This is a genomic window from Pseudomonas poae RE*1-1-14 (genome assembly GCF_000336465.1).
Taxonomy (GTDB): Bacteria; Pseudomonadota; Gammaproteobacteria; order Pseudomonadales; family Pseudomonadaceae; genus Aquipseudomonas; species Aquipseudomonas poae.
The window spans coordinates 4,082,478-4,106,754 of sequence record NC_020209.1 but is presented as its reverse complement, the minus strand read 5'-3'; the positions used below and the strand labels follow the sequence as shown (position 1 = coordinate 4,106,754).

Annotated in this window: 27 protein-coding genes; 21 read left to right on the top strand and 6 right to left on the bottom strand. The window is 58.8% G+C overall.

What is annotated here, in order from left to right:
- Positions 1-100: 100 nt before the first annotated feature.
- The 15 genes from rpsH to bfr all read left to right on the top strand — a co-directional run bounded on the left by rpsH (position 101) and on the right by bfr (position 9,301).
- Complete coding sequence (gene rpsH / locus H045_RS17930; protein WP_003176413.1) at positions 101-493, top strand: 30S ribosomal protein S8; 393 nt, start codon at positions 101-103, stop codon at positions 491-493.
- Positions 494-505: 12 nt separating this feature from the next.
- The gene (gene rplF, locus H045_RS17925) at positions 506-1,039 is read left to right on the top strand and encodes a 50S ribosomal protein L6 (RefSeq protein ID WP_003176412.1); all 534 of its coding nucleotides are present in this window, start codon (positions 506-508) and stop codon (positions 1,037-1,039) included.
- A 10-nt stretch (positions 1,040-1,049) separates the two neighbouring features.
- Positions 1,050-1,400, top strand: a complete 351-nt coding sequence (rplR, locus tag H045_RS17920) for a 50S ribosomal protein L18 (RefSeq protein WP_003176410.1) — start codon at positions 1,050-1,052, stop codon at positions 1,398-1,400.
- A gap of 3 nt (positions 1,401-1,403) precedes the next feature.
- Complete coding sequence (rpsE, locus tag H045_RS17915) at positions 1,404-1,904, top strand: 30S ribosomal protein S5 (protein ID WP_003176409.1); 501 nt, start codon at positions 1,404-1,406, stop codon at positions 1,902-1,904.
- Between the two features lie 2 nt (positions 1,905-1,906).
- Positions 1,907-2,083: a 50S ribosomal protein L30 gene (rpmD, locus tag H045_RS17910; RefSeq protein ID WP_003176408.1), complete on the top strand. Its 177-nt coding sequence runs from the start codon at positions 1,907-1,909 to the stop codon at positions 2,081-2,083.
- A 3-nt stretch (positions 2,084-2,086) separates the two neighbouring features.
- Positions 2,087-2,524 carry a 50S ribosomal protein L15 gene (rplO, locus tag H045_RS17905; RefSeq protein ID WP_003176407.1) on the top strand — a complete coding sequence of 146 codons (438 nt, stop codon included), beginning with the start codon at positions 2,087-2,089 and terminating at the stop codon, positions 2,522-2,524.
- Positions 2,525-3,853, top strand: a complete 1,329-nt coding sequence (secY, locus tag H045_RS17900; protein ID WP_003194637.1) for a preprotein translocase subunit SecY — start codon at positions 2,525-2,527, stop codon at positions 3,851-3,853.
- 28 nt (positions 3,854-3,881) lie between these two features.
- Positions 3,882-3,998: a 50S ribosomal protein L36 gene (gene rpmJ / locus H045_RS24670; protein ID WP_002555468.1), complete on the top strand. Its 117-nt coding sequence runs from the start codon at positions 3,882-3,884 to the stop codon at positions 3,996-3,998.
- Between the two features lie 129 nt (positions 3,999-4,127).
- Positions 4,128-4,484 (top strand): 30S ribosomal protein S13, encoded by a 357-nt coding sequence (gene rpsM, locus H045_RS17895; RefSeq protein WP_003210063.1) that lies wholly within the window; start codon positions 4,128-4,130, stop codon positions 4,482-4,484.
- A gap of 30 nt (positions 4,485-4,514) precedes the next feature.
- Positions 4,515-4,904: a 30S ribosomal protein S11 gene (gene rpsK, locus H045_RS17890; protein ID WP_002555466.1), complete on the top strand. Its 390-nt coding sequence runs from the start codon at positions 4,515-4,517 to the stop codon at positions 4,902-4,904.
- 18 nt (positions 4,905-4,922) lie between these two features.
- The gene (gene rpsD / locus H045_RS17885) at positions 4,923-5,543 is read left to right on the top strand and encodes a 30S ribosomal protein S4 (RefSeq protein ID WP_003210056.1); all 621 of its coding nucleotides are present in this window, start codon (positions 4,923-4,925) and stop codon (positions 5,541-5,543) included.
- Between the two features lie 22 nt (positions 5,544-5,565).
- A complete protein-coding gene (locus H045_RS17880; protein ID WP_003176403.1) occupies positions 5,566-6,567 on the top strand; it encodes a DNA-directed RNA polymerase subunit alpha in 1,002 nt (333 codons plus the stop codon).
- Between the two features lie 41 nt (positions 6,568-6,608).
- Positions 6,609-6,995 carry a 50S ribosomal protein L17 gene (gene rplQ / locus H045_RS17875; RefSeq protein WP_003176402.1) on the top strand — a complete coding sequence of 129 codons (387 nt, stop codon included), beginning with the start codon at positions 6,609-6,611 and terminating at the stop codon, positions 6,993-6,995.
- A gap of 237 nt (positions 6,996-7,232) precedes the next feature.
- Positions 7,233-8,681 (top strand): catalase, encoded by a 1,449-nt coding sequence (locus H045_RS17870; RefSeq protein ID WP_015373072.1) that lies wholly within the window; start codon positions 7,233-7,235, stop codon positions 8,679-8,681.
- Positions 8,682-8,836: 155 nt separating this feature from the next.
- Positions 8,837-9,301 carry a bacterioferritin gene (bfr, locus tag H045_RS17865; RefSeq protein WP_003232437.1) on the top strand — a complete coding sequence of 155 codons (465 nt, stop codon included), beginning with the start codon at positions 8,837-8,839 and terminating at the stop codon, positions 9,299-9,301.
- 64 nt (positions 9,302-9,365) lie between these two features.
- Here bfr and uvrA read toward each other — a convergent pair whose 3' ends face one another.
- Positions 9,366-12,200 (bottom strand): excinuclease ABC subunit UvrA, encoded by a 2,835-nt coding sequence (uvrA, locus tag H045_RS17860; RefSeq protein WP_003232439.1) that lies wholly within the window; start codon positions 12,198-12,200, stop codon positions 9,366-9,368.
- Positions 12,201-12,378: 178 nt separating this feature from the next.
- Between uvrA and H045_RS17855 the strand changes: the two genes are divergently transcribed.
- The 4 genes from H045_RS17855 to tam all read left to right on the top strand — a co-directional run bounded on the left by H045_RS17855 (position 12,379) and on the right by tam (position 17,516).
- Positions 12,379-13,773, top strand: coding sequence for an MFS transporter (locus tag H045_RS17855; protein ID WP_015373071.1), 1,395 nt, complete (start codon positions 12,379-12,381; stop codon positions 13,771-13,773).
- A 9-nt stretch (positions 13,774-13,782) separates the two neighbouring features.
- Positions 13,783-14,298, top strand: coding sequence for a single-stranded DNA-binding protein (locus H045_RS17850; RefSeq protein ID WP_003232445.1), 516 nt, complete (start codon positions 13,783-13,785; stop codon positions 14,296-14,298).
- Between the two features lie 350 nt (positions 14,299-14,648).
- Positions 14,649-16,673, top strand: coding sequence for a methyl-accepting chemotaxis protein (locus H045_RS17845; protein ID WP_015373070.1), 2,025 nt, complete (start codon positions 14,649-14,651; stop codon positions 16,671-16,673).
- A gap of 81 nt (positions 16,674-16,754) precedes the next feature.
- Positions 16,755-17,516, top strand: coding sequence for a trans-aconitate 2-methyltransferase (gene tam / locus H045_RS17840; protein ID WP_015373069.1), 762 nt, complete (start codon positions 16,755-16,757; stop codon positions 17,514-17,516).
- A gap of 15 nt (positions 17,517-17,531) precedes the next feature.
- Here the strand turns inward: tam and H045_RS17835 are convergent, their stop codons facing one another.
- Complete coding sequence (locus H045_RS17835) at positions 17,532-18,095, bottom strand: cysteine hydrolase family protein (RefSeq protein ID WP_015373068.1); 564 nt, start codon at positions 18,093-18,095, stop codon at positions 17,532-17,534.
- Positions 18,096-18,355: 260 nt separating this feature from the next.
- Between H045_RS17835 and H045_RS17830 the strand changes: the two genes are divergently transcribed.
- Both H045_RS17830 and H045_RS17825 read left to right on the top strand, forming a co-directional pair.
- Positions 18,356-19,465 (top strand): DUF3182 family protein, encoded by a 1,110-nt coding sequence (locus H045_RS17830; RefSeq protein ID WP_015373067.1) that lies wholly within the window; start codon positions 18,356-18,358, stop codon positions 19,463-19,465.
- Complete coding sequence (locus H045_RS17825; protein WP_003232456.1) at positions 19,455-20,210, top strand: alpha/beta hydrolase family protein; 756 nt, start codon at positions 19,455-19,457, stop codon at positions 20,208-20,210. Before H045_RS17830 ends, H045_RS17825 begins: the two co-directional genes overlap by 11 nt.
- A 64-nt stretch (positions 20,211-20,274) precedes the next feature.
- Here the strand turns inward: H045_RS17825 and H045_RS17820 are convergent, their stop codons facing one another.
- Genes H045_RS17820 through H045_RS17805 form a run of 4 tightly spaced genes read right to left on the bottom strand, consistent with a single transcriptional unit; the run spans position 20,275 to position 24,179 of the window.
- Positions 20,275-21,228: a lysylphosphatidylglycerol synthase domain-containing protein gene (locus H045_RS17820; protein WP_003232459.1), complete on the bottom strand. Its 954-nt coding sequence runs from the start codon at positions 21,226-21,228 to the stop codon at positions 20,275-20,277.
- Positions 21,221-22,480, bottom strand: coding sequence for a cardiolipin synthase ClsB (gene clsB, locus H045_RS17815; protein ID WP_015373066.1), 1,260 nt, complete (start codon positions 22,478-22,480; stop codon positions 21,221-21,223). Before clsB ends, H045_RS17820 begins: the two co-directional genes overlap by 8 nt.
- Positions 22,477-23,256 (bottom strand): endonuclease/exonuclease/phosphatase family protein, encoded by a 780-nt coding sequence (locus tag H045_RS17810; RefSeq protein ID WP_041931530.1) that lies wholly within the window; start codon positions 23,254-23,256, stop codon positions 22,477-22,479. The genes clsB and H045_RS17810 overlap by 4 nt, the downstream gene beginning before the upstream one ends.
- A complete protein-coding gene (locus H045_RS17805) occupies positions 23,253-24,179 on the bottom strand; it encodes a DUF72 domain-containing protein (protein ID WP_015373064.1) in 927 nt (308 codons plus the stop codon). Before H045_RS17805 ends, H045_RS17810 begins: the two co-directional genes overlap by 4 nt.
- Positions 24,180-24,277 lie beyond the last annotated feature (98 nt).

The following is a 24,277-nucleotide window of genomic DNA, read 5'->3' as shown; positions in this document are numbered from 1 at the left end:
AATACGCGGCTCGCCTGAGCCCGTGTTTTTTATGGCCGGAGATTCTCGGCGACATATGTAGCCGCAAGGCTAATTTTTTTGTATTAGGAGCGTCTAGCCCATGAGTATGCAGGACCCGTTAGCGGACATGCTAACTCGTATCCGTAATGCCCAGATGGCTGAAAAGTCCGTCGTAAGCATGCCGTCTTCCAAGTTGAAGGTAGCTGTTGCCAAAGTCCTGAAAGACGAAGGCTACATTGCGGGTTATCAGATCAGCAGCGAAATCAAGCCACTGCTGTCCATCGAGCTGAAGTACTTCGAAGGCCGTTCGGTCATCGAAGAAGTGAAGCGCGTTAGCCGTCCAGGCCTGCGTCAGTACAAGTCCGCTGAAGATCTGCCGAAAGTTCGTGGCGGTCTGGGCGTGTCTATCGTCTCCACCAACAAAGGTGTGATGACGGATCGTGCTGCGCGCGCTGCCGGTGTCGGCGGCGAAGTTCTTTGCACTGTGTTCTAAGGGGGGATAAGCATGTCTCGCGTCGCTAAGAACCCCGTTAAGCTGCCAGCCGGTGTCGAAGTCAAATTCGCAGGCCAACAGCTTTCGGTGAAGGGTGCCAAGGGCACTCTTGAACTGAACATCCATTCGTCCGTTGAGATCGTTGAAGAAGCTGGTGAGCTGCGTTTCGCCGCTCGCAATGGCGATCAACAAACTCGCGCAATGGCCGGTACCACGCGTGCGTTGGTAAATAACATGGTCCAAGGCGTAAGCCAAGGCTTCGAGCGTAAGCTCCAGCTGGTCGGTGTTGGTTACAAAGCGCAAGCAAAAGGCACGGTTTTGAACCTGGCCCTTGGCTTCTCGCACCCAGTGGATTACGAACTGCCGGAAGGCATCACCGCTGAGACCCCTAGCCAAACCGATATCCTGATCAAGGGCATCGATAAGCAGCTGGTAGGTCAGGTGGCCGCTGAGATCCGCGACTTCCGTCCACCAGAGCCGTACAAAGGCAAAGGTGTGCGCTACGCGGACGAAGTCGTCCGTCGTAAAGAAGCCAAGAAGAAGTAGGGCATAGCAAATGACCGACAAAAAAGTTACTCGACTGCGTCGCGCTCGCAAAGCACGCCTGAAAATGCACGAACTCGAAGTCGTGCGTCTCTGCGTGTATCGCTCGTCGCAGCACATCTACGCCCAGGTCATCTCGGCCGACGGCAACCAGGTCCTGGCAAGCGCCTCGACTTTGGATAAAGAACTGCGTGATGGTGCCACCGGCAACATCGACGCGGCCACAAAGGTTGGCCAGCTGGTCGCTACGCGTGCTAAGGCCGCTGGCGTCTCGCAAGTGGCTTTCGACCGCTCTGGCTTCAAGTACCACGGCCGCGTTAAAGCGCTGGCTGATGCTGCTCGTGAAGCTGGGCTGGAGTTCTAAGTTATGTCAAATAACGACCAAAAGCGCGACGAAGGCTACATTGAGAAGCTGGTTCAAGTTAACCGCGTAGCCAAAACCGTTAAAGGCGGCCGTATCTTCACTTTCACCGCGTTGACCGTGGTGGGTGATGGTAAAGGGCGTGTTGGCTTCGGCCGTGGCAAGTCACGTGAAGTGCCTGCTGCGATCCAGAAGGCAATGGAAGCTGCTCGTCGCAACATGATCCAAGTTGATCTGAACGGCACCACGCTGCAGTACGCAATGAAGTCCGCCCATGGCGCTTCGAAGGTGTACATGCAGCCTGCCTCTGAAGGTACCGGTATCATCGCTGGCGGCGCTATGCGTGCTGTCCTCGAAGTTGCTGGCGTTCAGAACGTTCTGGCCAAGTGCTACGGCTCGACTAACCCTGTAAACGTGGTTCACGCCACTTTCAAGGGTCTGAAAGCCATGCAATCTCCTGAGTCCATTGCCGCCAAGCGTGGCTTGACTGTCAAGGAGATCTTCTGATCATGGCTACCGTTAAAGTAACGCTGATCAAAAGCATGACCGGCCGCATTCCTAACCACAAACTGTGTGTTAAAGGTTTGGGGCTGCGTCGCATCGGTCACACTGTAGAAGTCCAGGATACTCCCGAGAATCGCGGGATGATCAACAAGGCTTACTACATGCTGCGTGTAGAGGGTTAATCGATGAAACTCAATGATCTGAGTCCAGCGCCGGGTTCCCGTCGCGAAAAGCATCGTCCGGGCCGTGGTATCGGTAGCGGTTTGGGTAAGACTGGTGGCCGTGGCCACAAAGGTCAAACCTCCCGCTCCGGTGGCACCATTGCTCCAGGCTTTGAAGGCGGTCAACAGCCGCTGCATCGTCGCCTGCCCAAGTTCGGTTTCGTTTCTCTGAAAGCCATGGATCGCGCAGAAGTGCGTTTGTCCGAGCTGGCTAAAGTGGAAGGCGACATCGTTACTGTGCAGACCCTGAAAGATGCCAACGTGATCAACGTCAACGTACAGCGTGTGAAAATCATGCTGTCCGGTGAAGTGACTCGCGCTGTCACTATCGGCAAGGGAATCGGCGCCACCAAAGGTGCGCGTTCGGCTATCGAAGCAGCTGGCGGCAAGTTCGAGGAATAAATGGCTAAGCAAGGTGCTCTCTCAGCGCTCGGCAAAGGCGGTATGTCTGAACTTTGGGCTCGTCTGCGTTTTCTGTTCCTGGCGATTATCGTCTACCGAATAGGCGCACACATCCCGGTTCCAGGTATCAACCCGGACCGACTCGCAGACCTGTTTCGACAGAATGAGGGGACCATTCTTAGCTTGTTCAACATGTTTTCCGGCGGCGCGCTGGAGCGGATGAGCATCTTTGCACTGGGGATCATGCCGTATATTTCGGCATCGATCATCATGCAGCTGATGACCGCCGTGAGCCCGCAGCTGGAGCAGTTGAAGAAGGAAGGTGAAGCTGGTCGTCGCAAGATTAGCCAGTACACCCGCTACGGCACTGTCGTCCTCGCCCTCGTTCAAGCTATCGGCATGTCCGTTGGCCTGGCGGGGCAGGGCGTTGCGTTCACTGGTGACTTTGGCTTCCATTTCGTCGCGGTATCCACATTTGTGGCTGGTGCGATGTTCATGATGTGGCTGGGTGAGCAGATTACTGAGCGTGGTGTTGGTAACGGTATCTCGATGTTGATTTTCGCAGGTATCGTTGCCGGTCTTCCGAGAGCAATCGGGCAGTCTTTCGAGTCTGCACGTCAGGGTGATATCAATATCTTCGCCCTGGTTGCCATCGGTTTGCTGGCAGTAGCGATTATCGGTTTTGTGGTGTTCATTGAGCGTGGCCAGCGTCGTATCGCTGTTCACTACGCCAAGCGTCAGCAGGGCCGTAAGGTCTTTGCTGCGCAGACCAGCCACTTGCCGCTGAAAGTGAATATGGCCGGTGTTATTCCGGCAATCTTCGCGAGCAGCATTTTGCTGTTTCCGGCTTCGTTGGGTACCTGGTTTGGTCAGTCTGAAAATATGGGCTGGCTGCAGGACCTCTCTCAGTCGATCGCTCCTGGTCAGCCGTTGAATATTCTGCTGTTTAGTGCAGGGATTATTTTCTTCTGCTTCTTCTATACGGCGTTGATGTTCAATCCGAAAGACGTAGCGGAAAACCTGAAGAAGTCCGGTGCCTTTATTCCGGGCATCCGTCCAGGTGAGCAGTCTGCACGCTACATTGATGGCGTTTTGACTCGCTTGACCCTGTTCGGTGCTCTATATATGACGGCCGTGTGCCTGTTGCCCCAGTTCCTGGTGGTTGCAGCAAACGTTCCGTTCTACCTTGGCGGGACCTCGTTGCTGATCGTGGTCGTGGTTGTGATGGACTTCATGTCCCAAGTACAATCGCACCTCGTTTCGCACCAGTACGAATCCCTGATGAAGAAAGCCAACCTGAAGGGCTACGGCAGCGGCATGTTGCGCTGAGTACCCCATAAGGTTCGAGGAGTTGGTGATGAAAGTTCGTGCATCGGTGAAAAAGCTGTGCCGTAACTGCAAGATTATTCGCCGCGAAGGTGTTGTTCGAGTAATTTGCAGCGCGGAACCGCGTCACAAACAGCGCCAAGGCTGAGTGTGATCCGCTTGAAGCCCGGCAGCTAGTGCGCTGCCGGGTTGATTATTTGTTATTACAGCGATATTATCTCGCGCCCTATTTCTTGGCTTCCGGGGCGTAGGTAGCTGTCAATTGGAGTCCCACTGAATGGCCCGTATTGCAGGCGTTAACATTCCAGATAACAAGCACACTGTTATCTCGCTGACCTACATCTATGGTGTTGGTCGCACTACTGCGCAGAAAATTTGCGCAGATACTGGGGTAAACCCAGCCGCAAAGATCAAGGATCTGAGCGACGAGCAGATTGAGCTGTTGCGTGGCGAAGTGGCGAAGTTCACTACTGAAGGTGACCTGCGTCGCGAAATCAACATGAAAATCAAGCGTTTGATGGACCTCGGTTGCTACCGTGGTCTGCGTCATCGTCGTGGTCTTCCAGTGCGCGGTCAGCGTACCAAGACTAACGCGCGTACCCGTAAAGGTCCGCGTAAGCCGATCCGCAAGTAATCGCCCACGCGAATCGACAGGAAAATTATCATGGCAAAACCTGCTGCTCGTCCTCGTAAAAAAGTTAAAAAGACAGTGGTTGATGGCATCGCCCACATCCATGCATCTTTTAACAATACCATCGTGACCATCACCGACCGTCAAGGTAACGCGCTTTCTTGGGCTACCTCCGGTGGTTCGGGTTTCCGCGGTTCCCGCAAGTCCACTCCGTTTGCTGCTCAAGTAGCTGCTGAACGTGCTGGTCAAGCTGCGCTGGAATACGGCCTGAAAAACCTCGACGTTAACGTCAAAGGTCCAGGTCCAGGTCGTGAGTCTGCTGTCCGTGCTTTGAACGGCTGTGGCTATAAGATCGCCAGCATCACCGACGTGACGCCAATCCCGCACAACGGGTGCCGTCCGCCGAAGAAGCGCCGCGTGTAATCCAGGAGATTGTAAAGAATGGCTCGTTACATTGGTCCAAAATGCAAACTCGCTCGTCGTGAAGGCACCGATCTCTTTCTGAAGAGCGGCGTGCGCGCGATCGAATCGAAGTGCAACATTGAAGCAGCACCTGGTATCCACGGCCAACGCCGCGGTCGCCAGTCCGATTACGGCACCCAACTGCGTGAAAAGCAGAAGGTCCGTCGTATCTACGGCGTTCTCGAGCGTCAGTTCAGCGGCTACTACAAAGAAGCTGCTGGCAAGAAAGGTGCAACCGGTGAAAACCTGCTGCAACTGCTCGAATGCCGTCTGGACAACGTTGTATACCGTATGGGCTTTGGTTCGACTCGTGCCGAATCCCGTCAGCTGGTATCGCACAAATCCGTCAGCGTAAACGGCCAAACCGTTAACGTACCGTCTTACCAGGTTCGTGCTGGTGACGTTGTCGCGATTCGCGAGAAAGCAAAAAACCAACTTCGCATTGTCCAAGCTCTCGATCTGTGTGCCCAACGTGGCCGCGTAGAATGGGTAGAAGTAGACACTGAGAAGAAGTCGGGCGTTTTCAAGAACGTTCCTGCTCGCAGTGATCTGTCCGCCGACATCAACGAAAGCCTGATTGTCGAGCTCTACTCCAAGTAAGGGCTAGAAAATAGGTGCATCCATGCAGATTTCGGTAAATGAGTTCCTGACACCCCGCCACATTGATGTGCAGGTTGTCAGTCCAACCCGCGCCAAGATCACTCTCGAGCCTCTCGAGCGTGGTTTTGGCCACACCCTGGGCAACGCGCTGCGCCGCATCCTGTTGTCCTCAATGCCCGGCTGTGCAGTAGTCGAGGCCGAGATTGACGGTGTGCTCCACGAGTACAGCGCCATCGAAGGTGTACAGGAAGACGTAATTGAAATCCTGTTGAACCTTAAAGGTCTGGCTATCAAGCTGCACGGCCGTGACGAAGTTACGCTGACCTTGTCGAAGAAGGGTTCGGGGGTGGTTACCGCTGCCGATATTCAGCTGGATCATGATGTCGAGATCGTTAACCCCGATCACGTAATCGCTAACCTGGCGTCTAACGGCGCCCTGAACATGAAGCTCACTGTAGCTCGTGGTCGTGGTTATGAACCGGCCGACTCGCGTCAGAGCGATGAAGACGAAAGCCGCAGCATTGGTCGCTTGCAGCTTGACTCTTCGTTCAGCCCGGTTCGCCGTATCGCATACGTGGTGGAAAACGCCCGTGTCGAGCAGCGTACTAACCTGGACAAGCTGGTTATTGATCTGGAAACCAACGGTACTCTGGATCCTGAAGAGGCTATCCGCCGCGCTGCAACCATTCTGCAACAGCAGTTGGCTGCGTTCGTCGACCTCAAAGGTGACAGCGAACCAGTGGTAATCGAGCAGGAAGACGAGATCGATCCGATCCTGCTTCGCCCGGTTGACGATCTGGAACTGACTGTACGTTCGGCTAACTGCCTTAAGGCGGAAAACATTTACTACATCGGCGACCTGATTCAGCGTACCGAAGTAGAACTGTTGAAGACTCCGAACCTGGGCAAGAAATCCTTGACTGAAATCAAGGACGTTCTGGCCTCCCGCGGTCTGTCCCTCGGCATGCGCCTCGACAACTGGCCGCCTGCAAGTCTTAAGAAGGACGACAAGGCGACTGCCTGATCGTCGTAATCACCGAACGTGAGTTTGGTAAGGAATGAACCATGCGTCATCGTAAAAGTGGTCGTCACCTGAGCCGTACCAGCTCGCACCGCAAGGCCATGTTTCAAAACATGGCGGTGTCGCTGTTCGAGCACGAGCTGATCAAAACTACACTGCCGAAAGCTAAAGAACTGCGTCGCGTTGCTGAGCCGCTGATCACTTTGGCCAAGACAGACAGCCTGGCTAACCGCCGTCTGGCTTTCGACCGTACTCGCTCGAAAGCTATCGTTGGTAAGCTCTTCAACGACCTGGGCAAGCGTTACGCTACCCGTGAGGGTGGCTACCTGCGCATCCTCAAGTGCGGCTTCCGCGCTGGCGACAACGCGCCTATGGCGTACGTCGAGTTGGTTGATCGTGCTACTGCCGGCGAAGCTGTAAGCGCCGAGTAAGACGACAAGCTGTATCAAAAAACCGGGCCTAGTGCCCGGTTTTTTGTGGGCATAAATAATCTGTCTAAGCTGCTCATGCTGCCTCGCTTACAAGCAATATTCATTTGTCCTGTGTTAGTTAGTTATTCTCTATCGAAGCCCATAATTTAATAAATTTGATGGTGTCATCTCGATGGCCGATACTCCCTCCAAGCCGATTAGCCGGCAGTTCCATGACTGACCTGAGGAAGACTGAGCATGAGCCAGAACAAAATCCTTACTACCGCCAGCGGCGCGCCTGTCGCAGATAACCAGAATTCCCGCTCGGCAGGCCCACGTGGCCCGTTGCTGCTCGACGATTTTCACCTGATCGAGAAGCTCGCTCACTTCAACCGCGAGAACATCCCCGAGCGTCGTGTCCATGCCAAGGGTTCGGGTGCATACGGCACGTTTACCGTCACCCGCGACATCACTCAATACACCAGCGCCAAGCTGTTCGAATCTGTCGGTAAGCAAACACCTACGTTCCTGCGATTCTCTACCGTAGGCGGCGAGCGTGGTTCGGCGGATACCGAGCGCGATCCGCGCGGTTTTGCGTTGAAGTTCTACACTGAGGAAGGCAACTGGGACATTGTTGGCAACAACACCCCCGTGTTTTTCATCCGCGATCCTCTGAAATTCCCGGATTTCATCCACACTCAAAAACGTCTGCCGCAGAGCAACCTGAAAAGCGCGCAGATGATGTGGGATTTTTGGTCGCACTCCCCCGAGGCGCTGCATCAGGTCACCATCCTGTTTTCTGACCGTGGCATCCCGGACGGCTACCGTCACATGCACGGTTTCGGTAGCCACACGTACAGCCTGATCAACGCTCGGGGTGAGCGTCATTGGGTCAAGTGGCATTACAAAACCAAACAGGGCATCAAGAACCTGGCGCCAGCTGAAGCTGCTCGTTTGGCGGGCACCGACCCTGACTACGCTCAGCGCGATCTGTTTGGCGCGATCGAGCGCGGTGATTTCCCCAAATGGCGCGTTTGCATCCAGATCATGACAGAGGCCCAGGCCAATGATCACTACGAGAACCCATTCGACGTGACCAAAACCTGGTCGCAACAGGAATTCCCGCTGATTGAAGTTGGCGAGCTGGAACTCAACCGCAACCCTCAGAACTACTTCGCTGAAGTGGAACAGGCCGCCTTTGGTCCAAGCAACATGGTGCCAGGTGTGGGCCTCTCGCCGGACCGTATGCTGCAAGGTCGCGTCTTCGCGTATGCAGATGCTCACCGCTACCGTGTCGGTACCAATCACCAGCAGTTGCCGGTTAATGCTCCACGTAACCAGGTCAACAGCTACCAGCGTGATGGCTCCATGGCTTTTGGCAACAACGGCGGTGCGGCACCGAATTACGAGCCCAACAGCTACGCTGACGCGCCCAAGCAAGCGCCGAACTACGCTGAGCCCGCTTTGGCCCTGAACGGGACGGCTGATCGCCATGATCACCGCGAAGACACCGATTACTACAGCCACGCCGGTGCATTGTTCCGCCTGATGGACGATGCCCAAAAAGCACTGCTTATCAGCAATATCGCCGGTGCAATGACCGGGGTTTCCAGTGATGTGGTTCAGCGCCAGTTGCAGCATTTCTACAAGGCAGATCCTGCTTATGGAGAAGCAATCGCAACCGCGCTGGGTGTATCGCTTAACTGACTCTAAACGATAAGCAGAACCGCCCTCATTTGGGCGGTTTTTGCGTTATTTCAGCCACTTTTCTCAGGAAATCTTCACTTTTCTGCCGTTGGTCCCGTGACCAAAAGGTCAGCATGGTTCAAACTACAGACTTTCAAGCAGGGAGATGTAGGGCGATGCAAGGTCACCCCGACGTAATCGATTACCTCAACACGTTGCTGACGGGCGAACTGGCAGCTCGTGACCAATATTTCATCCACTCGCGCATGTACGAAGACTGGGGCTTTACCGAGCTCTACGAGCGTATCAATCACGAAATGGAAGAAGAGGCACAGCACGCTGATGCGCTGATGCGCCGCATCCTGATGCTTGAAGGCACGCCACGCATGCGTCCCGACGACCTGGATGTGGGCACCACGGTGCCTGACATGCTCGCCGCCGACTTGCGCCTTGAATACAAGGTGCGTGCCGCGCTCTGCAAGGGCATCGAACTGTGCGAGCAGCACAGCGACTACGTCACCCGGGAAATCCTGCGTGTGCAGTTGAATGACACCGAGGAAGATCACACTTACTGGCTCGAAAAGCAGTTGGGCCTGATCAAACTGATTGGTCTGGAAAATTACCTGCAATCGCAGTTCTGATGTTCAGCCAATAAAAAGCCCCTGGCACCGATGAGGTGCCAGGGGCTTTTTATTGGTCGGTCTGTCAGGCTCGGTCGCGCGCCAGCAACGGTTTCAAGTAATAACCGGTGTGTGACTGCGACATCTCGGAGACTTGTTCCGGCGTACCCACCGCAATGATCTGACCACCCTTGGAGCCACCTTCCGGCCCCAGGTCCACCAGCCAGTCGGCGGTCTTGATCACATCAAGGTTATGCTCGATCACCACCACGGTGTTGCCGTGATCGCGCAAGCGATGCAACACATCCAGCAACTGTTGGATATCCGCAAAGTGAAGGCCGGTGGTCGGCTCATCGAGGATATACAAGGTTTTACCCGTATCGCGCTTGGACAGCTCGCGAGACAACTTTACTCGTTGCGCCTCACCACCAGACAGCGTGGTCGCCGACTGGCCCAGCTTGATATATGACAGCCCCACATCCATCAGCGTCTGCAGCTTGCGCGCCAGCGCCGGAACCGCGTCGAAGAACTCCCGCGCTTCCTCGATCGTCATTTCCAGGGTTTCGTGGATATTCTTGCCCTTGTATTTGACCTCAAGGGTTTCGCGGTTATAGCGCTTGCTCTTGCACACATCGCACGGCACGTAGATGTCCGGCAGGAAGTGCATCTCCACTTTGATCAGGCCATCGCCCTGGCAGGCCTCGCAGCGACCACCCTTGACGTTGAACGAGAAACGCCCCGGCCCATAGCCCCGCGAGCGGGATTCCGGCACGCCGGCGAACAATTCGCGAATCGGCGTGAACAGCCCGGTATAGGTCGCCGGGTTGGAGCGTGGCGTACGGCCAATCGGGCTTTGATCGATATCGACCACCTTGTCCAGATGCTCCAGGCCCTTGATGCTGTCGTGTGCCGCGGCTTCCAGTGTGGTCGCGCCATTCAGGGCGGTGGCGCTCAGCGGGAACAGCGTGTTGTTGATCAGCGTGGACTTGCCTGAGCCGGATACACCGGTCACGCAGGTCAGCAGGCCTAGCGGAATTTCCAGGTCGACATTGCGCAGGTTGTTGCCACGCGCGCCCTTGAGGTGCAGCGCCATCTTTTTGTTACGCGGCGTGCGCTTAGCCGGCACCTGTATTTTCACGCGGCCAGACAGGTATTTGCCGGTCAGCGAATCCGGGTGAGCCATCACTTCGGCAGGGGTGCCTTCGGCGACAATATGCCCGCCATGCACGCCGGCGCCCGGGCCGATATCGACCACATAGTCCGCCAGACGGATTGCATCTTCATCGTGCTCGACAACGATCACCGTATTGCCAATATCGCGCAGGTGTTTCAACGTTCCCAGCAGACGATCGTTGTCGCGCTGGTGCAAGCCAATGGACGGCTCATCAAGAATGTACAACACGCCGACCAGGCCTGCGCCAATCTGACTGGCCAGACGAATCCGCTGGGCCTCACCACCCGACAGCGTATCGGCGCTGCGATCCAGCGACAGGTAGTCCAGACCCACGTTGACCAGAAACTGCAGACGCTCGCGAATTTCCTTGAGAATCTTGTCGGCAATTTCCCCGCGTCGGCCGGTCAGCTTGAGACCGCCAAAGTACTCGCAGGCATCACCGATCGGCAGGCCGGTCACTGCCGGCAAGGTTTTTTCACCGACCCATACATGGCGTGCCTCACGACGCAGGCGAGTGCCACGGCAATCCGGGCACGGCTGTGTGCTGAGAAACTTCGCCAGCTCTTCGCGCACGCTTGCGGACTCGGTCTCACGGTAGCGACGTTCAAGGTTCGGTACGATGCCCTCGAACGGGTGCGAGCGCTTAACGATATCGCCCCGGTCGTTGAGGTATTTGAAATCGACGTTCTGCGAACCGCTGCCGGTGAGGATTACCTTTTGCTGGTCCGCCGGCAGTTGGTTGAACGGCACTTCCAGGCTGAACTTGTAGTGCGATGCCAACGAGCCGAGCATCTGGAAGTAATAGACGTTACGCCGGTCCCAGCCGCGTATCGCCCCCTCTGCCAGTGTCAGTTCGCCATTGACCAGCCGCTTGATGTCGAAAAATTGCTTCACCCCCAGGCCGTCACAGGTCGGGCAGGCGCCAGCCGGGTTGTTGAAGGAAAACAGCTTGGGTTCCAGCTCACTGATGGCATGCCCGCAGACCGGGCAGGCGAAGCGTGCCGAGAAGATGATCTCTTCGCCTGGCTCGTCGTCCATGGGCGCCACCAGGGCGATACCGTCTGCCAGCTTCAGCGCTGTCTCGAAAGACTCTGCCAGGCGCTGCTGCAGGTCGGCGCGTACCTTGAAGCGGTCGACCACCACATCGATGGAGTGCTTCTTCTGCTTGTCGAGCTTCGGCGCTTCGTCCAGCTCATAGAGCTTGCCGTTGATTCGCGCGCGTACGAAACCTTGGGCACGCAGCTCTTCGAATACGGAAAGATGCTCACCCTTGCGCTCGCGAATCACCGGCGCCAGCAGCATCAGCTTGGCGCCTTCCGGCAAGGCCAGCACCAGGTCGACCATCTGGCTGACGGTCTGGGCTTCCAGCGGAATGTCGTGATCCGGGCAGCGGGGAATGCCCACCCGTGCGTACAGCAGACGCAGGTAGTCGTAAATTTCAGTGATGGTGCCCACGGTGGAACGCGGGTTGTGGGAGGTCGATTTCTGTTCGATGGAAATCGCCGGCGACAAGCCTTCAATGGTGTCGACGTCGGGTTTTTCCATCATCGACAGGAACTGGCGGGCATAGGCCGACAGCGATTCCACATAGCGACGCTGGCCTTCGGCATACAGCGTGTCGAACGCCAGGGACGATTTGCCCGAGCCGGACAGGCCGGTGATGACGATCAGTTTGTCCCGGGGCAGGGTCAGGTCAATGTTCTTCAGGTTGTGGGTTCTAGCCCCACGAATCAGGATCTTGTCCAAGATGGCCTCGCACGGCGGGCGTAAATAATGCCGGAGTATACGGCTAAAGACTGGATGAATATACACTGTCAAAAGGCCGCTTGCAGCCTTGCATGAAAGCTGCGCGGCAAAGCGCCGCATATACCCTCTCAATCGATGGGACTGGTAGAATCGCCGCCGGTTCACACGAGGTTTTTTCATGCACGATCCCCACAGCGAACGCATGAGTAGCGGCGAGACCCGAGCAGCAAGCGGTCTGGCCCTGGTGTTCGCCTTCCGTATGCTTGGCATGTTTATGGTGTTGCCGGTGCTGGCGACCTATGGAATGGATCTCGCAGGAGCGACCCCCGCACTCATCGGTTTGGCGATTGGCGCCTATGGCCTGACCCAGGCCATTTTTCAGATTCCGTTCGGGATCATCTCCGACCGCATCGGCCGCCGTCCCGTGATCTACCTCGGCCTGATCGTCTTCGCGCTCGGCAGCGTGCTCGCGGCCCAGGCCGATTCGATCTGGGGCGTGATCGCCGGGCGCATCCTGCAGGGTGCCGGCGCGATTTCAGCGGCGGTCATGGCGCTGCTCTCGGACCTGACCCGCGAACAGCATCGCACCAAGGCCATGGCGATGATCGGCATGACCATCGGCCTGTCATTCGCCGTGGCCATGGTGGTCGGCCCGCTGCTGACCAGCGCGTTCGGCCTGCATGGGCTATTCCTGGCCACCGGCGGCATGGCGCTGATCGGCATCGTCATCGTCGCGTTCATGGTGCCGAGTTCCACCGGCACCTTGCAGCACCGTGAATCCGGCGTGGCGCGCAAGGCGTTGTTGCCGACGCTCAAGCATCCGGACCTGCTGCGCCTGGATTTGGGTATCTTCGTATTACACGCCATGCTGATGTGCAGCTTCGTCGCCTTGCCTCTGGCGCTGGTTGAAAAAGCCGGCCTGCCCAAGGAGCAGCACTGGTGGGTCTACCTCACCGCGTTGTTGATTTCGTTCTTCGCCATGATCCCGTTCATCATCTATGGCGAGAAGAAACGCAAAATGAAACGAGTTTTGCTCGGCGCCGTCGCGACATTGATGCTCACTGAACTATTCTTCTGGCAGTTCGGCGACAGCCTGCGGGCGCTGGTGATCGGTACGGTGGTGTTCTTCACCGCGTTCAACCTGCTGGAGGCGTCATTGCCTTCGCTGATCAGCAAGGTTTCGCCGGCCGGTGGCAAGGGCACGGCGATGGGGGTGTATTCCACCAGCCAGTTCCTCGGTTCTGCGTTGGGCGGCATCATGGGCGGTTGGATGTTTCAGCATGGCGGTCTGTCGGTTGTGTTCCTTGGATGCGCCGGGCTGGCTGCACTTTGGCTGGCCTTTGCTGTTACCATGCGCGAACCTCCCTACGTCACCAGCCTGCGTGTACCGCTGTCGCCCGAGGCGATGCGCGAAGCCGGTCTGGCAGAGCGCCTGAAGGCCGTCGTTGGAGTAACGGATGCAGTAGTGGTCGCTGAAGAGGCGGCCATTTACATTAAATTGGACACCGAATTATTGGATCGCGCGACGCTCGAGCAACTGGTCAACCCAGTGCCGACAGCGCGCCCAGCCTAGGAGAACGTTATGGCCCGTGGGGTTAACAAAGTCATATTGGTCGGTACATGCGGCCAGGATCCCGAAGTTCGCTACCTGCCTAACGGTAACGCCGTGACTAACCTGAGTCTGGCGACCAGCGAACAGTGGACCGACAAGCAGACCGGTCAAAAGGTCGAGAAAACCGAATGGCACCGTGTGTCGATGTTCGGCAAGGTCGCCGAGATCGCCGGTGAATACCTGCGCAAAGGTTCGCAGGTCTACATCGAAGGCAAACTGCAGACCCGCGAGTGGGAAAAGGACGGTATCAAGCGTTACACCACTGAAATCGTGGTCGACATGCAAGGCACCATGCAACTGCTGGGCGGCCGTCCACAGGGCGACCAACAGGGCCAGGGCGGCATGTCCAACTCGGCACCGCGCCCACAGCAGTCGCGTCCACAGCCAAGCCAGCAGCCACAGCGTGAGTCGCGTCCAGCGCCACAACAGGCCGCGCCACAGCCGGCTCCGGATTTCGACAGCTTCGATGACGATATTCCGTTCTGATCAACGCCAGCGCTGACACCCAGCGCTCAAGCTGATCTCCAACGCCCCTGCGGATTGCAAAATCCCAGGGGCGTTTTCATGTGCGCTCAATAACCCGCCGCCCCCTTCAAGTGATATCGGCGCGACATCACTCTCCCTGGCGCGTTCCATACTTGTACAAAAATATATAAATGTACAACTTTCCTTAAAGTTCTGAATCTCAACGCCGACACCATGGATGAAACGTTTAGTTACCTACGAAGCGTGATTAGCCAAATGTGCCGGACAGAGCCAGGCATTTGAGAGAAAACGGACAGTTCTCACCTATAAAACCCTCCACAAACTGTCCCATTCCGGGCTGTGAGAACTGAATGAATATCCTTGCTCCTGCCGTACACCTGGCCAGCCGTTTACGTTTCCCCACCAAATTCGGCGTGCTGGCAATCATCGTGCTGATCCCTCTGGTACTGCTTGGCTCCCGTATCGTCCACCAGATCAACGACAGTCTCGACGTCATCCGCTCCGAACAATCGGGCCAACGCTATCTGTTGGACGTGACCCCTGTGCTGCGCTTGTCGATGTTGCAACGTGCACTCACCAACCGCCTGCTCAGCGGTGACAAAAGTGCCCAGCCCGATCTCTCCGCCAATCAGGCAAAGCTGGAAGACGCTTTTTCTAAGCTGGCCACCACCGACCGACAGTTCAACGCCCAGCTCGAAACCGGTGACCGCGTGCAGCGCCTGCACGCCGGGGCGCAGCGCTTGATTGAATTGGCCAGGGGCGATGCCAGCCAGAGCGCTACCTTCGACGAGTGGAACGATCAACTCACCGAAACCCTGAACTTCGTTTATTACGTATCGGCCACCTCGGGCATGGTGCTCGATGAAGACTTTGCAGCGCTGTTCATGATCGACCAGAGCACCTTGCGGTTACCACGCCAGATCAATATCGTCGGCCAATTGCGCGGTCTGGCCAGCGGGCTGCATGACGGCCAGGTATTGAGTCCGGGCACGCGTGGCGTGATCAGGGCGATGCTCAAGAACGAGGTGATGATCCACAAGGAGCTCCAGCAGAGCCTGGACCTTCTGCGCCGTCGCGAGCCGGCCCTGGCTGACCGTATTCAGGCACCGATCACCAGTGCCTTCGCGAGCCTGGATGGTTTTCGCGCCGATCTTGACCTGCTGATAGGCTCCACAACCGACACCATCAGCGGCGTACAAAACCTGCCGGCCAAGGGCAACGCGGTAGTCGCCGAGTTGTACAAGGCGCAGGACACCCTGCAAGACGCACTGATGAAGACACTGGAGCGCCGCGTTCAGGAAAAAAGCGCGGAGCGTCTGCTCATCCTCGGCATGCTTGGCGGCCTTGGCCTGTTGCTGGTGTACGCCTTCAGCGGGATCTACAGCGCCATGCGCCGCACCCTCAACGATGTGTTGAGTGCCACGCAGCTGATTGCCCAGGGCGACCTGAGCACGCGTATTCCGGTGCGCGGCAACGACGAAATGGCCGATGTGGGCAATGCCCTCAACGCGATGGTGCAGGCCTTCAGTGCCTCGCTGACGCAGGTTGAACGCAGTTCGCAATCGGTGTCCGAGGCGGCCATGCGCATGGGCGTGTCCATCGACCTGGCTAAACGCTCGATGAACGTGCAGCAGAGCGAAACCGAACAAGTCGCCACGGCCATCAACGAGATGACCGCCAGCGTTGCCGATGTGGCGCAGAACACCGAGGGCGCCGCCCATGCCGCCGGGCATGCCAGCCAGTCCTCGGTCGCAGGTCTTGCGAAGATGCAGGAAACCCGCGTCACCATCGAAGCCCTGGCCGAAGAAGTGGAGCGCAGCGCGCAGAAAGTCTCCGCGCTGGCCCAGCACAGCCAGCAGATCGGCGGGGTCATTGAAGTGATCCGCAACATCGCCGATCAAACCAACCTGTTGGCATTGAACGCCGCCATCGAGGCTGCGCGTGCCGGTGAGCAGGGTCGTGGCTTTGCCGTGGTGGCGGACGAGGTCCGAACCCTGGCCTCGCGCACCCAGAACTCAACCGAAGAAATCCGCACCATCATTCAGGAGCTGCAACTGGCGACGTCCGCCGCCGTGGAGCAAATGAAGTCAGGCAAATTGCGCGCACAGGCCTGTCTTGAGTCCGCTCAAGAAGCCTCGACCAGCCTGGATGCAATCAATGATGGCGTTGAGCAGATCGTCGGCATGAACACGCAGATCGCCAGCGCGGCGGTCCAGCAACATGCCGTGTCCGAAGACATCAACCGCAACGTGACCGAAATCCGCAACGGCAGTATCACGTTGATGGAAGGTATCGAAGACAACGCAGCCACGGCGCAGGAGCTGTCGTTGCTGGCGGGTGAGCTGCGTACAGTGGTTTCGCGGTTCAAACTGTAGGGCAGGTGATCCATACGCCAATCACCCCGGCAGTTCTGGCAGACTGACCGGGGTTTTTTATTGGATAAGAAGGACACCGCGATGACCTGGTCTGCCAAGCAATACACCATGTTCGAGCAACAACGTACCCGTCCCGTGCGCGACCTGGTCGCAGCCATCCCGAATGTCGACGTGCACACCGCCGTCGACCTGGGCTGTGGCCCCGGTAATTCAACGCAAGTGTTGGCCGAGCGCTATCCACAGGCGCAGATCACCGGTATGGACAGCTCCGACGACATGTTGCTCGATGCGCGCCAGCGTCTGCCCGCCCTTGATTTCGAGTTGGCGGATATCGGCGCCTGGAACCCGGCGCGGCAGTTCGATGTGATTCTGGCCAACGCTTCCCTGCAATGGCTGCCCGACCACGCCACGCTTTACCCGCATCTGGTCAGTCACCTGACGCCGGGCGGGACGCTGGCGGTGCAAACGCCGGACAACCTGGACGAGCCTGCCCACCAACTGGCCCGCGACCTGGCGGCGCAGGGGCCATGGGCGGCGAAGATCGGCGCGGTCAAGCACAATCCACGTCACACCGCGAGCCAGTATTACGAGTTGCTGAGCCAGCACTGCAGCACCGTTGACGTGTGGCGCACCACTTACCAGCACCCGCTGGCCGACCATGCGGCGTTGGTGGAATGGTTCAAGGGGTCGGCGTTGCGGCCGTTTCTTGCGCCTCTGAGCGATGACGAAAAGGCCGCGTTCCTGCAGCAATACCACGCGCGGATTACCCAGGCCTACCCAGCCCTGAGCGACGGCACCGTGCTGTTGCCGTTTCCGCGCCTGTTCATCATCGCCACTCGCTGACGCTGCACATGGCGGTCACACGGCCGCCGTCTGCGCCTTCAGGTACTCATCCGCCGACACCACGCCCGCATAACCGAACGCCAGCGCCGCCATGTACGCGTCATGCACCTGCGCCGCCGGGATGACCTTGCCATTGAATTCAAGATCCCGGGTGGCGCATGCATCATGGATCACCGTGACCTTGTAGCCCAGGTCAGCCGCCGCGCGCACTACTGCATCGATACACATATGGCTCATGCTGCCGACCACCACCACATCGGTGATGCTGCGTTGCTCCAGCAGGGCGCGAAGATGGGTTTCGCGAAACGCATTCACGAAATGTTTAAGCACCACCGGCTCGCTGCCTTTATTGAGTGCCTTGGGGTGCAGCTGCGCACCGTCCGAGCCTGGCGTGAAGAAGGGCGCATCCTCGGCGGTGAACTCATGGCGCACATGAATCACCGCATCGCCCGCCTGGCGAAACGCCTGCAGCACCTGCGCCGCCTTGTCCGCCGCCGCCTCCACGCCGGCGAGCGGCCACTTGCCCTGGGGAAAGTAGTCGTTCTGGATATCGATCAGGATGAGCGCTTGCTTGGCCATGGTAGTGCCTCGTGATGAGTTGAGCAGCCCGGTATCTTAGCTGGCGCACTGGCCTTTCGCACACCGGATTGGCGCGCTCGGTGTGGCTGCAATCGTGCAGAACACCATCCCCCGCAGGTGGCGTCGTGCAAAATAAAACAGGCCAAATGCTACTGCGCATTCGGCAACTGATTGATTTTAAAACCTGCTGGCTCAACTGCGCCTTGGCCTGATCCCTGCAACCTCCCATTTACATACCTGGCAGGAAGCAAGGGGGCCGCATGACCGCGACTCAACGCAATAAACTGGTGGTCGCCCACTCCACAAGAGCAGGCGCGCCGCAGCACGAAGTCGAAACCAACCGCGCACTGGCCCGTTGGCTGGCGCAGATACTGGGGCTCAAGTTCGGCGGCAGCTTCGACCCGCAAACCCATGCCGGGCGCGACCTGTACGTGCTTCCCACGCAGACACTGGTGGGGCCGGCCCAGGCCCGCGCGCTCAACATCCGGGGCCCCGAAGACCTGTGGGGTGGCTATGTCGATCATGACTTCATCTGCACCAAAGCCATCAGCCATGGCCTGCTTGGGCCCGACGCAGCCGCGCCGCAGGGCTGGTCGCCGTTGTTCTGCGAGCTTGTCAGGCCTGTCGTGCTCGACGGCCTCAGCGTATTCGCCGTGCAGGATGCCCGGGCCGCCGCCGAGCGCCTGCTCTACAGCGGGCCGATCCGCCTGAAGCCGGTGCATGCCTGCGCCGGTCGCGGCCAGGAGGTCATTCGCAGCCTGGATGAATTCGACGCGCTGCTCAAACGCGATGGCGCGGAGCAATTGTTTCGCGATGGCGCTGTGCTTGAACAGGACCTGCACGAGGTGATCACCCACAGCGTGGGCCAGAGTTTTATTGGCGAGCATGTGTTCAGCTACTGCGGCGAGCAATACCTTACTCACGACGCAAACGGTGACGAGGTGTACGGCGGCTCCGACCTGCTGGTGGTGCCCGGCGATTACGACGACCTGCTCGCCCTGGGTCTGCCCGTCGACGTGCGCGAGGCCATCGAGCAAGCCCAGATTTTCGACAGCGCCGCCGATGAGGCCTACCCTGCTTTCTATGCGTCACGGCGTAACTACGACATCGCCCAGGGCCTGGACAGCGACGGCCAGCGCCGCAGCGGCGTGCTCGAACAGTCCTGGCGCATGGGCGGGGCCAGCAGCGCGGAAGTCGCGGCGCTGCAAAGCTTCATCAACCACCCGGGCCTGCAAGCCATCCGTGTGTCATCGGTGGAAACCTACGAGGACCAACCGCTCCCGGCAGATGCCATCGAGGTGTATCGCGGCCCGGCCGAAAACAGCGACTTTCTTCTCAAGTACGTAACGGTTAAATCTTATGACGGCTAGAAGCGAAAGCATTGCGATCGAAATAGACGACGAACAGATGAGCGGGACGTTTCTCAGTCCCAAATCCAAAGTCCCCGGCGTGCTGTTCGTGCACGGCTGGGGCGGCAGTCAGGAGCGCGACCTCGAACGCGCCAAAGGCATCGCAGGGTTGGGCTGCGTGTGCCTGACCTTCGACCTGCGCGGCCACGCTGGCGCCGGCATTCCCCTAGCCCGAGTGACCCGCGAAGACAACCTGCGCGACCTGCTGGCGGCTTACGACCGGCTGCTCGCTCACCCGGCCATCGACACTTCGGCCGTGGCAGTGGTGGGCACCAGCTATGGCGGTTACCTGGCGGCGATTCTGACCTCACTGCGCCCGGTGCGCTGGCTGGCGCTGCGGGTGCCGGCGCTGTACCGCGACGAAGAATGGCTCAAGCCCAAGCGTGACCTGAACAAAATGGACCTGATGGATTACCGCAGCACCCTAGTACGTGCCGACACCAACCGTGCCTTGCACGCGTGTTCGGCGTTTACAGGGGATGTGCTGATCGTCGAGTCGGAAACCGACGACCACGTGCCCCATGCCACCATCATGAGTTACCGCGCGGCGTGCCAGCAGACCCATTCCCTGACGCACCGCATCATCGATGGCGCCGACCACTCGCTGAGCGATCCGGTGTCGCAGCAGGCCTACACCTCGATCCTGGTGGACTGGATTACCGAGATGGTGGTGGGTGAGCGGTTGAGCATCATCCAGGCTCGTTAATGGCGTGCCCGTTGTAATGCCATCGCGGGCAAACCCGCGATGGCATTACATCAATCACCTCAAATCAAGCCGGAGTCTTCTTCACCCGCAATGCCTTGGCCTTCGCCTCCACCCCCAAATACATCACCAACGCAATCAGCAGCGGGCAAATAAAATAAATCGCCCGATACGCAATCAACCCCGCCAGCAAGCTGCCCCGTGACGCTTCATGCTGCAGCAGGCCGATAAACACCGCTTCGAGCACCCCGAGCCCGGCCGGGATATGCGTCAACACCCCGGCAATCGCGCTGATCAGCAACACGCCCAGCACCAACGGGTAATCCAGCTTGGCCGGCAGCAGAGTGAAGATCACCGCCGCCATCAGTGACCAATTCAACGCGCCCAGCGCCAATTGCAGGCACGCCATGCGCAGCGAGGGCAGGTTGATCTCGATGCCGCGAATCGACCAGGCGCGTTTTTTCGAAAACTGGCAGGCCGCCAGGTAGCCCAGGCTGGCCAGCACCAATAGCGCGCCAATCCCCTGCAATGCCGTGGTGCTGACCTTCCACCCCGGCGGCATGGTCACCAGCCCGCTGCTGAACACCACCCCGGCCAGGGCCATGTAGCCGAACCAGTTGGTCGCCAGGCTCAGCCCAAGGATCTTGGCGATATTGCCGGTGCTCACCCCCAGCCGCGAATACAGCCGGTAACGCATGGCGATGCCGCCTACCCACGCACTCAGGTTCAGGTTGAACGCGTAGCTGATAAAACCCACCGGCAGGATCTGCTTCCAGCGCAGCGGCTGGCCGATGTAGGTGCGCCCGATCAAGTCGAAACACGCGTACACAAGGAAACTGCACAGGGTCAGCCCGGCCGCGATCAGCAGCGTGCGCACTTTAAAATCGCCCAGCGTCTGGATGACCTCGCTCCAGTCGATCCGCCGCGCGAGCATCGTGAACAGCACAATCAACAGCAGGAAGAAGGCGATGGTCAGGGGCTTTTTCCAGCGCTTGAAGCGCGAGCCTGTGTTCTCAGTCATGGGCCTGGCTCTCGAAAGGTTTCAAGCGGGGTTTGTGCGCCGGCAGCCAGCCGGTCAGCGCCGGGAAGTGGCGCATCACATGGAACACCAGGAAGCCGACAGTCAGCCGCCACAGCCACAGGCGCGGTTTGTCCTTTGCCGGGATCACCTGGCAGTGGTTTTTGCTCAGGGTCGCGAGACTGTCGTACAACTGCTGGTTGAACGCGCGATCGCGAATCAGCACGTTGGCTTCCAGGTTCAGCGCCAGGCTCAAGGGGTCGAGGTTGCTCGAACCCACGGTGCTCCAGTCGTCGTCCACCAGCGCCACCTTGCCGTGCAGCGGGCGCTGGCAGTATTCGTGGATCACCACGCCGTCCTTGAGCAAGTAGTCGTAGAGCATGCGCGCCGCCAGCTTGGCCAGCAGCACATCGGGCTGGCCCTGCATGATCAACTGCACCTGCACGCCGCGCCGCGCCGCGTTGCGAATTTCGCGCAGCAAACGGTAACCGGGGAAGAAATACGCGTTGGCGATCACCGCGCGTTTTTTCGCTTTGCTCAGGGCGTAGATATACGCCTCTTCGATGTCATCGCGATGCTGCAGGTTGTCGCGATAAATCAGCCGCACCAGGCCCTCACCGCTGTCGGTGGCCCACGGCGACGGTCGCTGCTGGCGGCGACGCCAGCCACGCCGCGTGCGCACCTGGCGACCGCTTTGGGCCAGGGCAAAGTGATGCAGGTCAGCCACCGCCGGGCCCGTCACCTGCACCGAATAATCCTGCTTGGCCTCAGGGCCGAAATCGCCCAAGTGATCGGCCGAAAAGTTGATCCCGCCAATGAACGCGACTTCGGCGTCCACCACCACGATCTTGCGGTGCAGGCGTCGAAACCAGTTGGTGCGAATACCCAGGGTCTTGGACGCCGGGTCGAACATCTGCACCATCACCCCGGCGTCCGCCAGCGTCTTGAGAAACGCCGCGCTCAGCTCGCCGCAGCCGAAGCCATCAAGGCTCACCACCACCTTCACGCCACGTTGGGCCGCCTCGATCAGAATGCCTTGCAGCTCATTGCCGACCTTGTCCTCGAACAGGATAAACGTCTCCAGCAGGATCTCCCGCTGCGCTGCGCGCATGGCGTCGAACACCCTGGGGAAGTACGCCTCGCCGTTTTCCAGCAACTCAATCTGGTTGCCGCTTTGCCAACCGTAATCCAGGTCGCGGGCCTTGGCTTCGTCCGGCGGCTGATCGGTCGCGATATGCTCCACCGCACTGTTCATAGCTCAATCTCCACCGACAGCGGCACATGGTCTGACAGATGGGACCAGGGCCGGGTATTCAGCACGCGCGGGTTATGCACCTTCACGTTGCGCACGTAGATGCGGTCCAGCGCCAGCAACGGCAAGCGCGCAGGAAAGGTGCGCGCATGTTTGCCCGTGGCCTGCATGAACACTTCCTGCAGGCCGCTCTGGCTGAGGTCGGCACGCTGGCGCCAATCGTTGAAGTCGCCGGCGACCACCAGCGGCGCGTCGGCGGGAATCTCGCTGATGCGCTGCTCGAGCAGGCGCAGTTGCTGCTGGCGATGCACTTCGCGCAGGCCCAGGTGCATGCAGATCGCATGCACCTCCTTCCCGCTGCCGGGCAGGCGCAACACACAGTGCAGCAGGCCACGGTTTTCATGACCGCTCTGGGATATGTCGAGGTTCTCGTAGTGCACGATCTGGAATTTCGACAGCAGCGCATTGCCATGGTCGCCATGGGGGTAGACCGCATTGCGGCCATAGGCAAATTGCGGCCAGATGCTGTCGGCGAGGAATTCGTACTGCGGCATGTTTGGCCAGTCGCTGTAGCGCTGGGGATGCTGCTCGTGGGTGCCGTGGATTTCCTGCAGGAACACCATGTCGGCACCCACACTGCGTACCGCTTCGCGCAGCTCGGGCAGGATGAAACGCCGGTTCAGGGCGGTGAAACCCTTGTGGATATTCACTGTGAGCACCGTAAGACGGGGGGCGGCCACGTCTGCTGTCACCCGCGGGATCGGTTCTGGATGGGTCATGCCAGCACCCCGGGTTCAGGCAGCTGTCCGGGCGCTGTGGCCAGATGCTGATCCAGGCCAAAACGCTGCAGCAACTGGCGCGCGTCGAAAGGCGCGCGCACCTTGATGTCATTGTCGAAAAAACAGTACACATCACGTTGCTTGCGGGCGCGGGGTTTGTGCTGCGGGTCTACCAAGTGTGCATCCTCCGGTTGTTTGCCACAGGCCCACCGCTCGATGCGATCGCCCCAGCGTTCAAGGGCTTCAGGGGTGTAGCCGCTGGCGTAGAGCTCTTTGTCGCCGTGCAGGCGCAGGTACACGAAGTTGGCGGTGACGTCTTCGATATACGGCCACTTGCCAGCGGTGTCGGCCACCACCAGCGCCACGCCATATTTTTCGAGCATCTTTACGAACGCCGGTACCGCAAAGCTTTTATGGCGAATTTCCACCGCGTGGCGCAGGGCTCTCTTGCCATGGGCCTGCAGGCTCGCCTTGCCGTTCAGGCGTGGCTCATGCTGGCGGGCGAGGGCGGCGGCCTGTTGCGTGTCGCCGGGCAGTTGCTGCAGGAAGGCTTCGAACAGCGCGGCATCGAATTTAAAGCTGGGCGGGAATTGCCACAGGATCGGCCCCAGCTTCTCTTTCAGTTCCAGCACACCGGACGCAAAGAAATTCGCCAGCGGCGCATGCACGTCCTTGAGCCGCAGGATGTGGGTGATATAGCGCGGCGCCTTGACGCTGAACATGAAGCCATCTGGCGTATCGGCGTACCACTCGGCGTAGCGCTTGGGCGTTTGCAGGGCGTAGAACGAGCCGTTGATTTCGATGCTGTTGACGGCCCGTGAGGCAAACTGCAACTCGCGTTTCTGGGTCAGCCCCTCGGGATAGAAGTCCCCGCGCCAGGGCGTATAGCGCCAGCCGGATATGCCGATATGAATCGCCGCCATGGTTGGGTCCGTAGGAAAGAGTGCGTGGTTGGATGACTGTGACTTTTGTCGGAAAGTTTCCCGATTTCTACAAACGGCATGCTTCCAAGGGAGCAGAT

Bases quoted from the DNA above. Each gene is read 5' to 3' on its own strand.
- rplR (WP_003176410.1), top strand. From the start codon at position 1,050: ATGACCGACAAAAAAGTTACTCGACTGCGTCGCGCTCGCAAAGCACGC.
- H045_RS17855 (WP_015373071.1), top strand. From the start codon at position 12,379: ATGCACGATCCCCACAGCGAACGCATGAGTAGCGGCGAGACCCGAGCA.
- H045_RS17835 (WP_015373068.1), bottom strand. From the start codon at position 18,095: ATGGCCAAGCAAGCGCTCATCCTGATCGATATCCAGAACGACTACTTT.
- H045_RS17850 (WP_003232445.1), top strand. From the start codon at position 13,783: ATGGCCCGTGGGGTTAACAAAGTCATATTGGTCGGTACATGCGGCCAG.
- H045_RS17880 (WP_003176403.1), top strand. From the start codon at position 5,566: ATGCAGATTTCGGTAAATGAGTTCCTGACACCCCGCCACATTGATGTG.
- rplO (WP_003176407.1), top strand. From the start codon at position 2,087: ATGAAACTCAATGATCTGAGTCCAGCGCCGGGTTCCCGTCGCGAAAAG.
- rpsH (WP_003176413.1), top strand. From the start codon at position 101: ATGAGTATGCAGGACCCGTTAGCGGACATGCTAACTCGTATCCGTAAT.
- rpmJ (WP_002555468.1), top strand. From the start codon at position 3,882: ATGAAAGTTCGTGCATCGGTGAAAAAGCTGTGCCGTAACTGCAAGATT.
- secY (WP_003194637.1), top strand. From the start codon at position 2,525: ATGGCTAAGCAAGGTGCTCTCTCAGCGCTCGGCAAAGGCGGTATGTCT.
- H045_RS17825 (WP_003232456.1), top strand. From the start codon at position 19,455: ATGACGGCTAGAAGCGAAAGCATTGCGATCGAAATAGACGACGAACAG.
- H045_RS17845 (WP_015373070.1), top strand. From the start codon at position 14,649: ATGAATATCCTTGCTCCTGCCGTACACCTGGCCAGCCGTTTACGTTTC.
- H045_RS17810 (WP_041931530.1), bottom strand. From the start codon at position 23,256: ATGACCCATCCAGAACCGATCCCGCGGGTGACAGCAGACGTGGCCGCC.
- tam (WP_015373069.1), top strand. From the start codon at position 16,755: ATGACCTGGTCTGCCAAGCAATACACCATGTTCGAGCAACAACGTACC.
- rplQ (WP_003176402.1), top strand. From the start codon at position 6,609: ATGCGTCATCGTAAAAGTGGTCGTCACCTGAGCCGTACCAGCTCGCAC.
- H045_RS17830 (WP_015373067.1), top strand. From the start codon at position 18,356: ATGACCGCGACTCAACGCAATAAACTGGTGGTCGCCCACTCCACAAGA.
- rpsD (WP_003210056.1), top strand. From the start codon at position 4,923: ATGGCTCGTTACATTGGTCCAAAATGCAAACTCGCTCGTCGTGAAGGC.
- rpsE (WP_003176409.1), top strand. From the start codon at position 1,404: ATGTCAAATAACGACCAAAAGCGCGACGAAGGCTACATTGAGAAGCTG.
- rpsM (WP_003210063.1), top strand. From the start codon at position 4,128: ATGGCCCGTATTGCAGGCGTTAACATTCCAGATAACAAGCACACTGTT.
- rpsK (WP_002555466.1), top strand. From the start codon at position 4,515: ATGGCAAAACCTGCTGCTCGTCCTCGTAAAAAAGTTAAAAAGACAGTG.
- rpmD (WP_003176408.1), top strand. From the start codon at position 1,907: ATGGCTACCGTTAAAGTAACGCTGATCAAAAGCATGACCGGCCGCATT.
- H045_RS17870 (WP_015373072.1), top strand. From the start codon at position 7,233: ATGAGCCAGAACAAAATCCTTACTACCGCCAGCGGCGCGCCTGTCGCA.
- H045_RS17820 (WP_003232459.1), bottom strand. From the start codon at position 21,228: ATGACTGAGAACACAGGCTCGCGCTTCAAGCGCTGGAAAAAGCCCCTG.
- bfr (WP_003232437.1), top strand. From the start codon at position 8,837: ATGCAAGGTCACCCCGACGTAATCGATTACCTCAACACGTTGCTGACG.
- H045_RS17805 (WP_015373064.1), bottom strand. From the start codon at position 24,179: ATGGCGGCGATTCATATCGGCATATCCGGCTGGCGCTATACGCCCTGG.
- clsB (WP_015373066.1), bottom strand. From the start codon at position 22,480: ATGAACAGTGCGGTGGAGCATATCGCGACCGATCAGCCGCCGGACGAA.
- rplF (WP_003176412.1), top strand. From the start codon at position 506: ATGTCTCGCGTCGCTAAGAACCCCGTTAAGCTGCCAGCCGGTGTCGAA.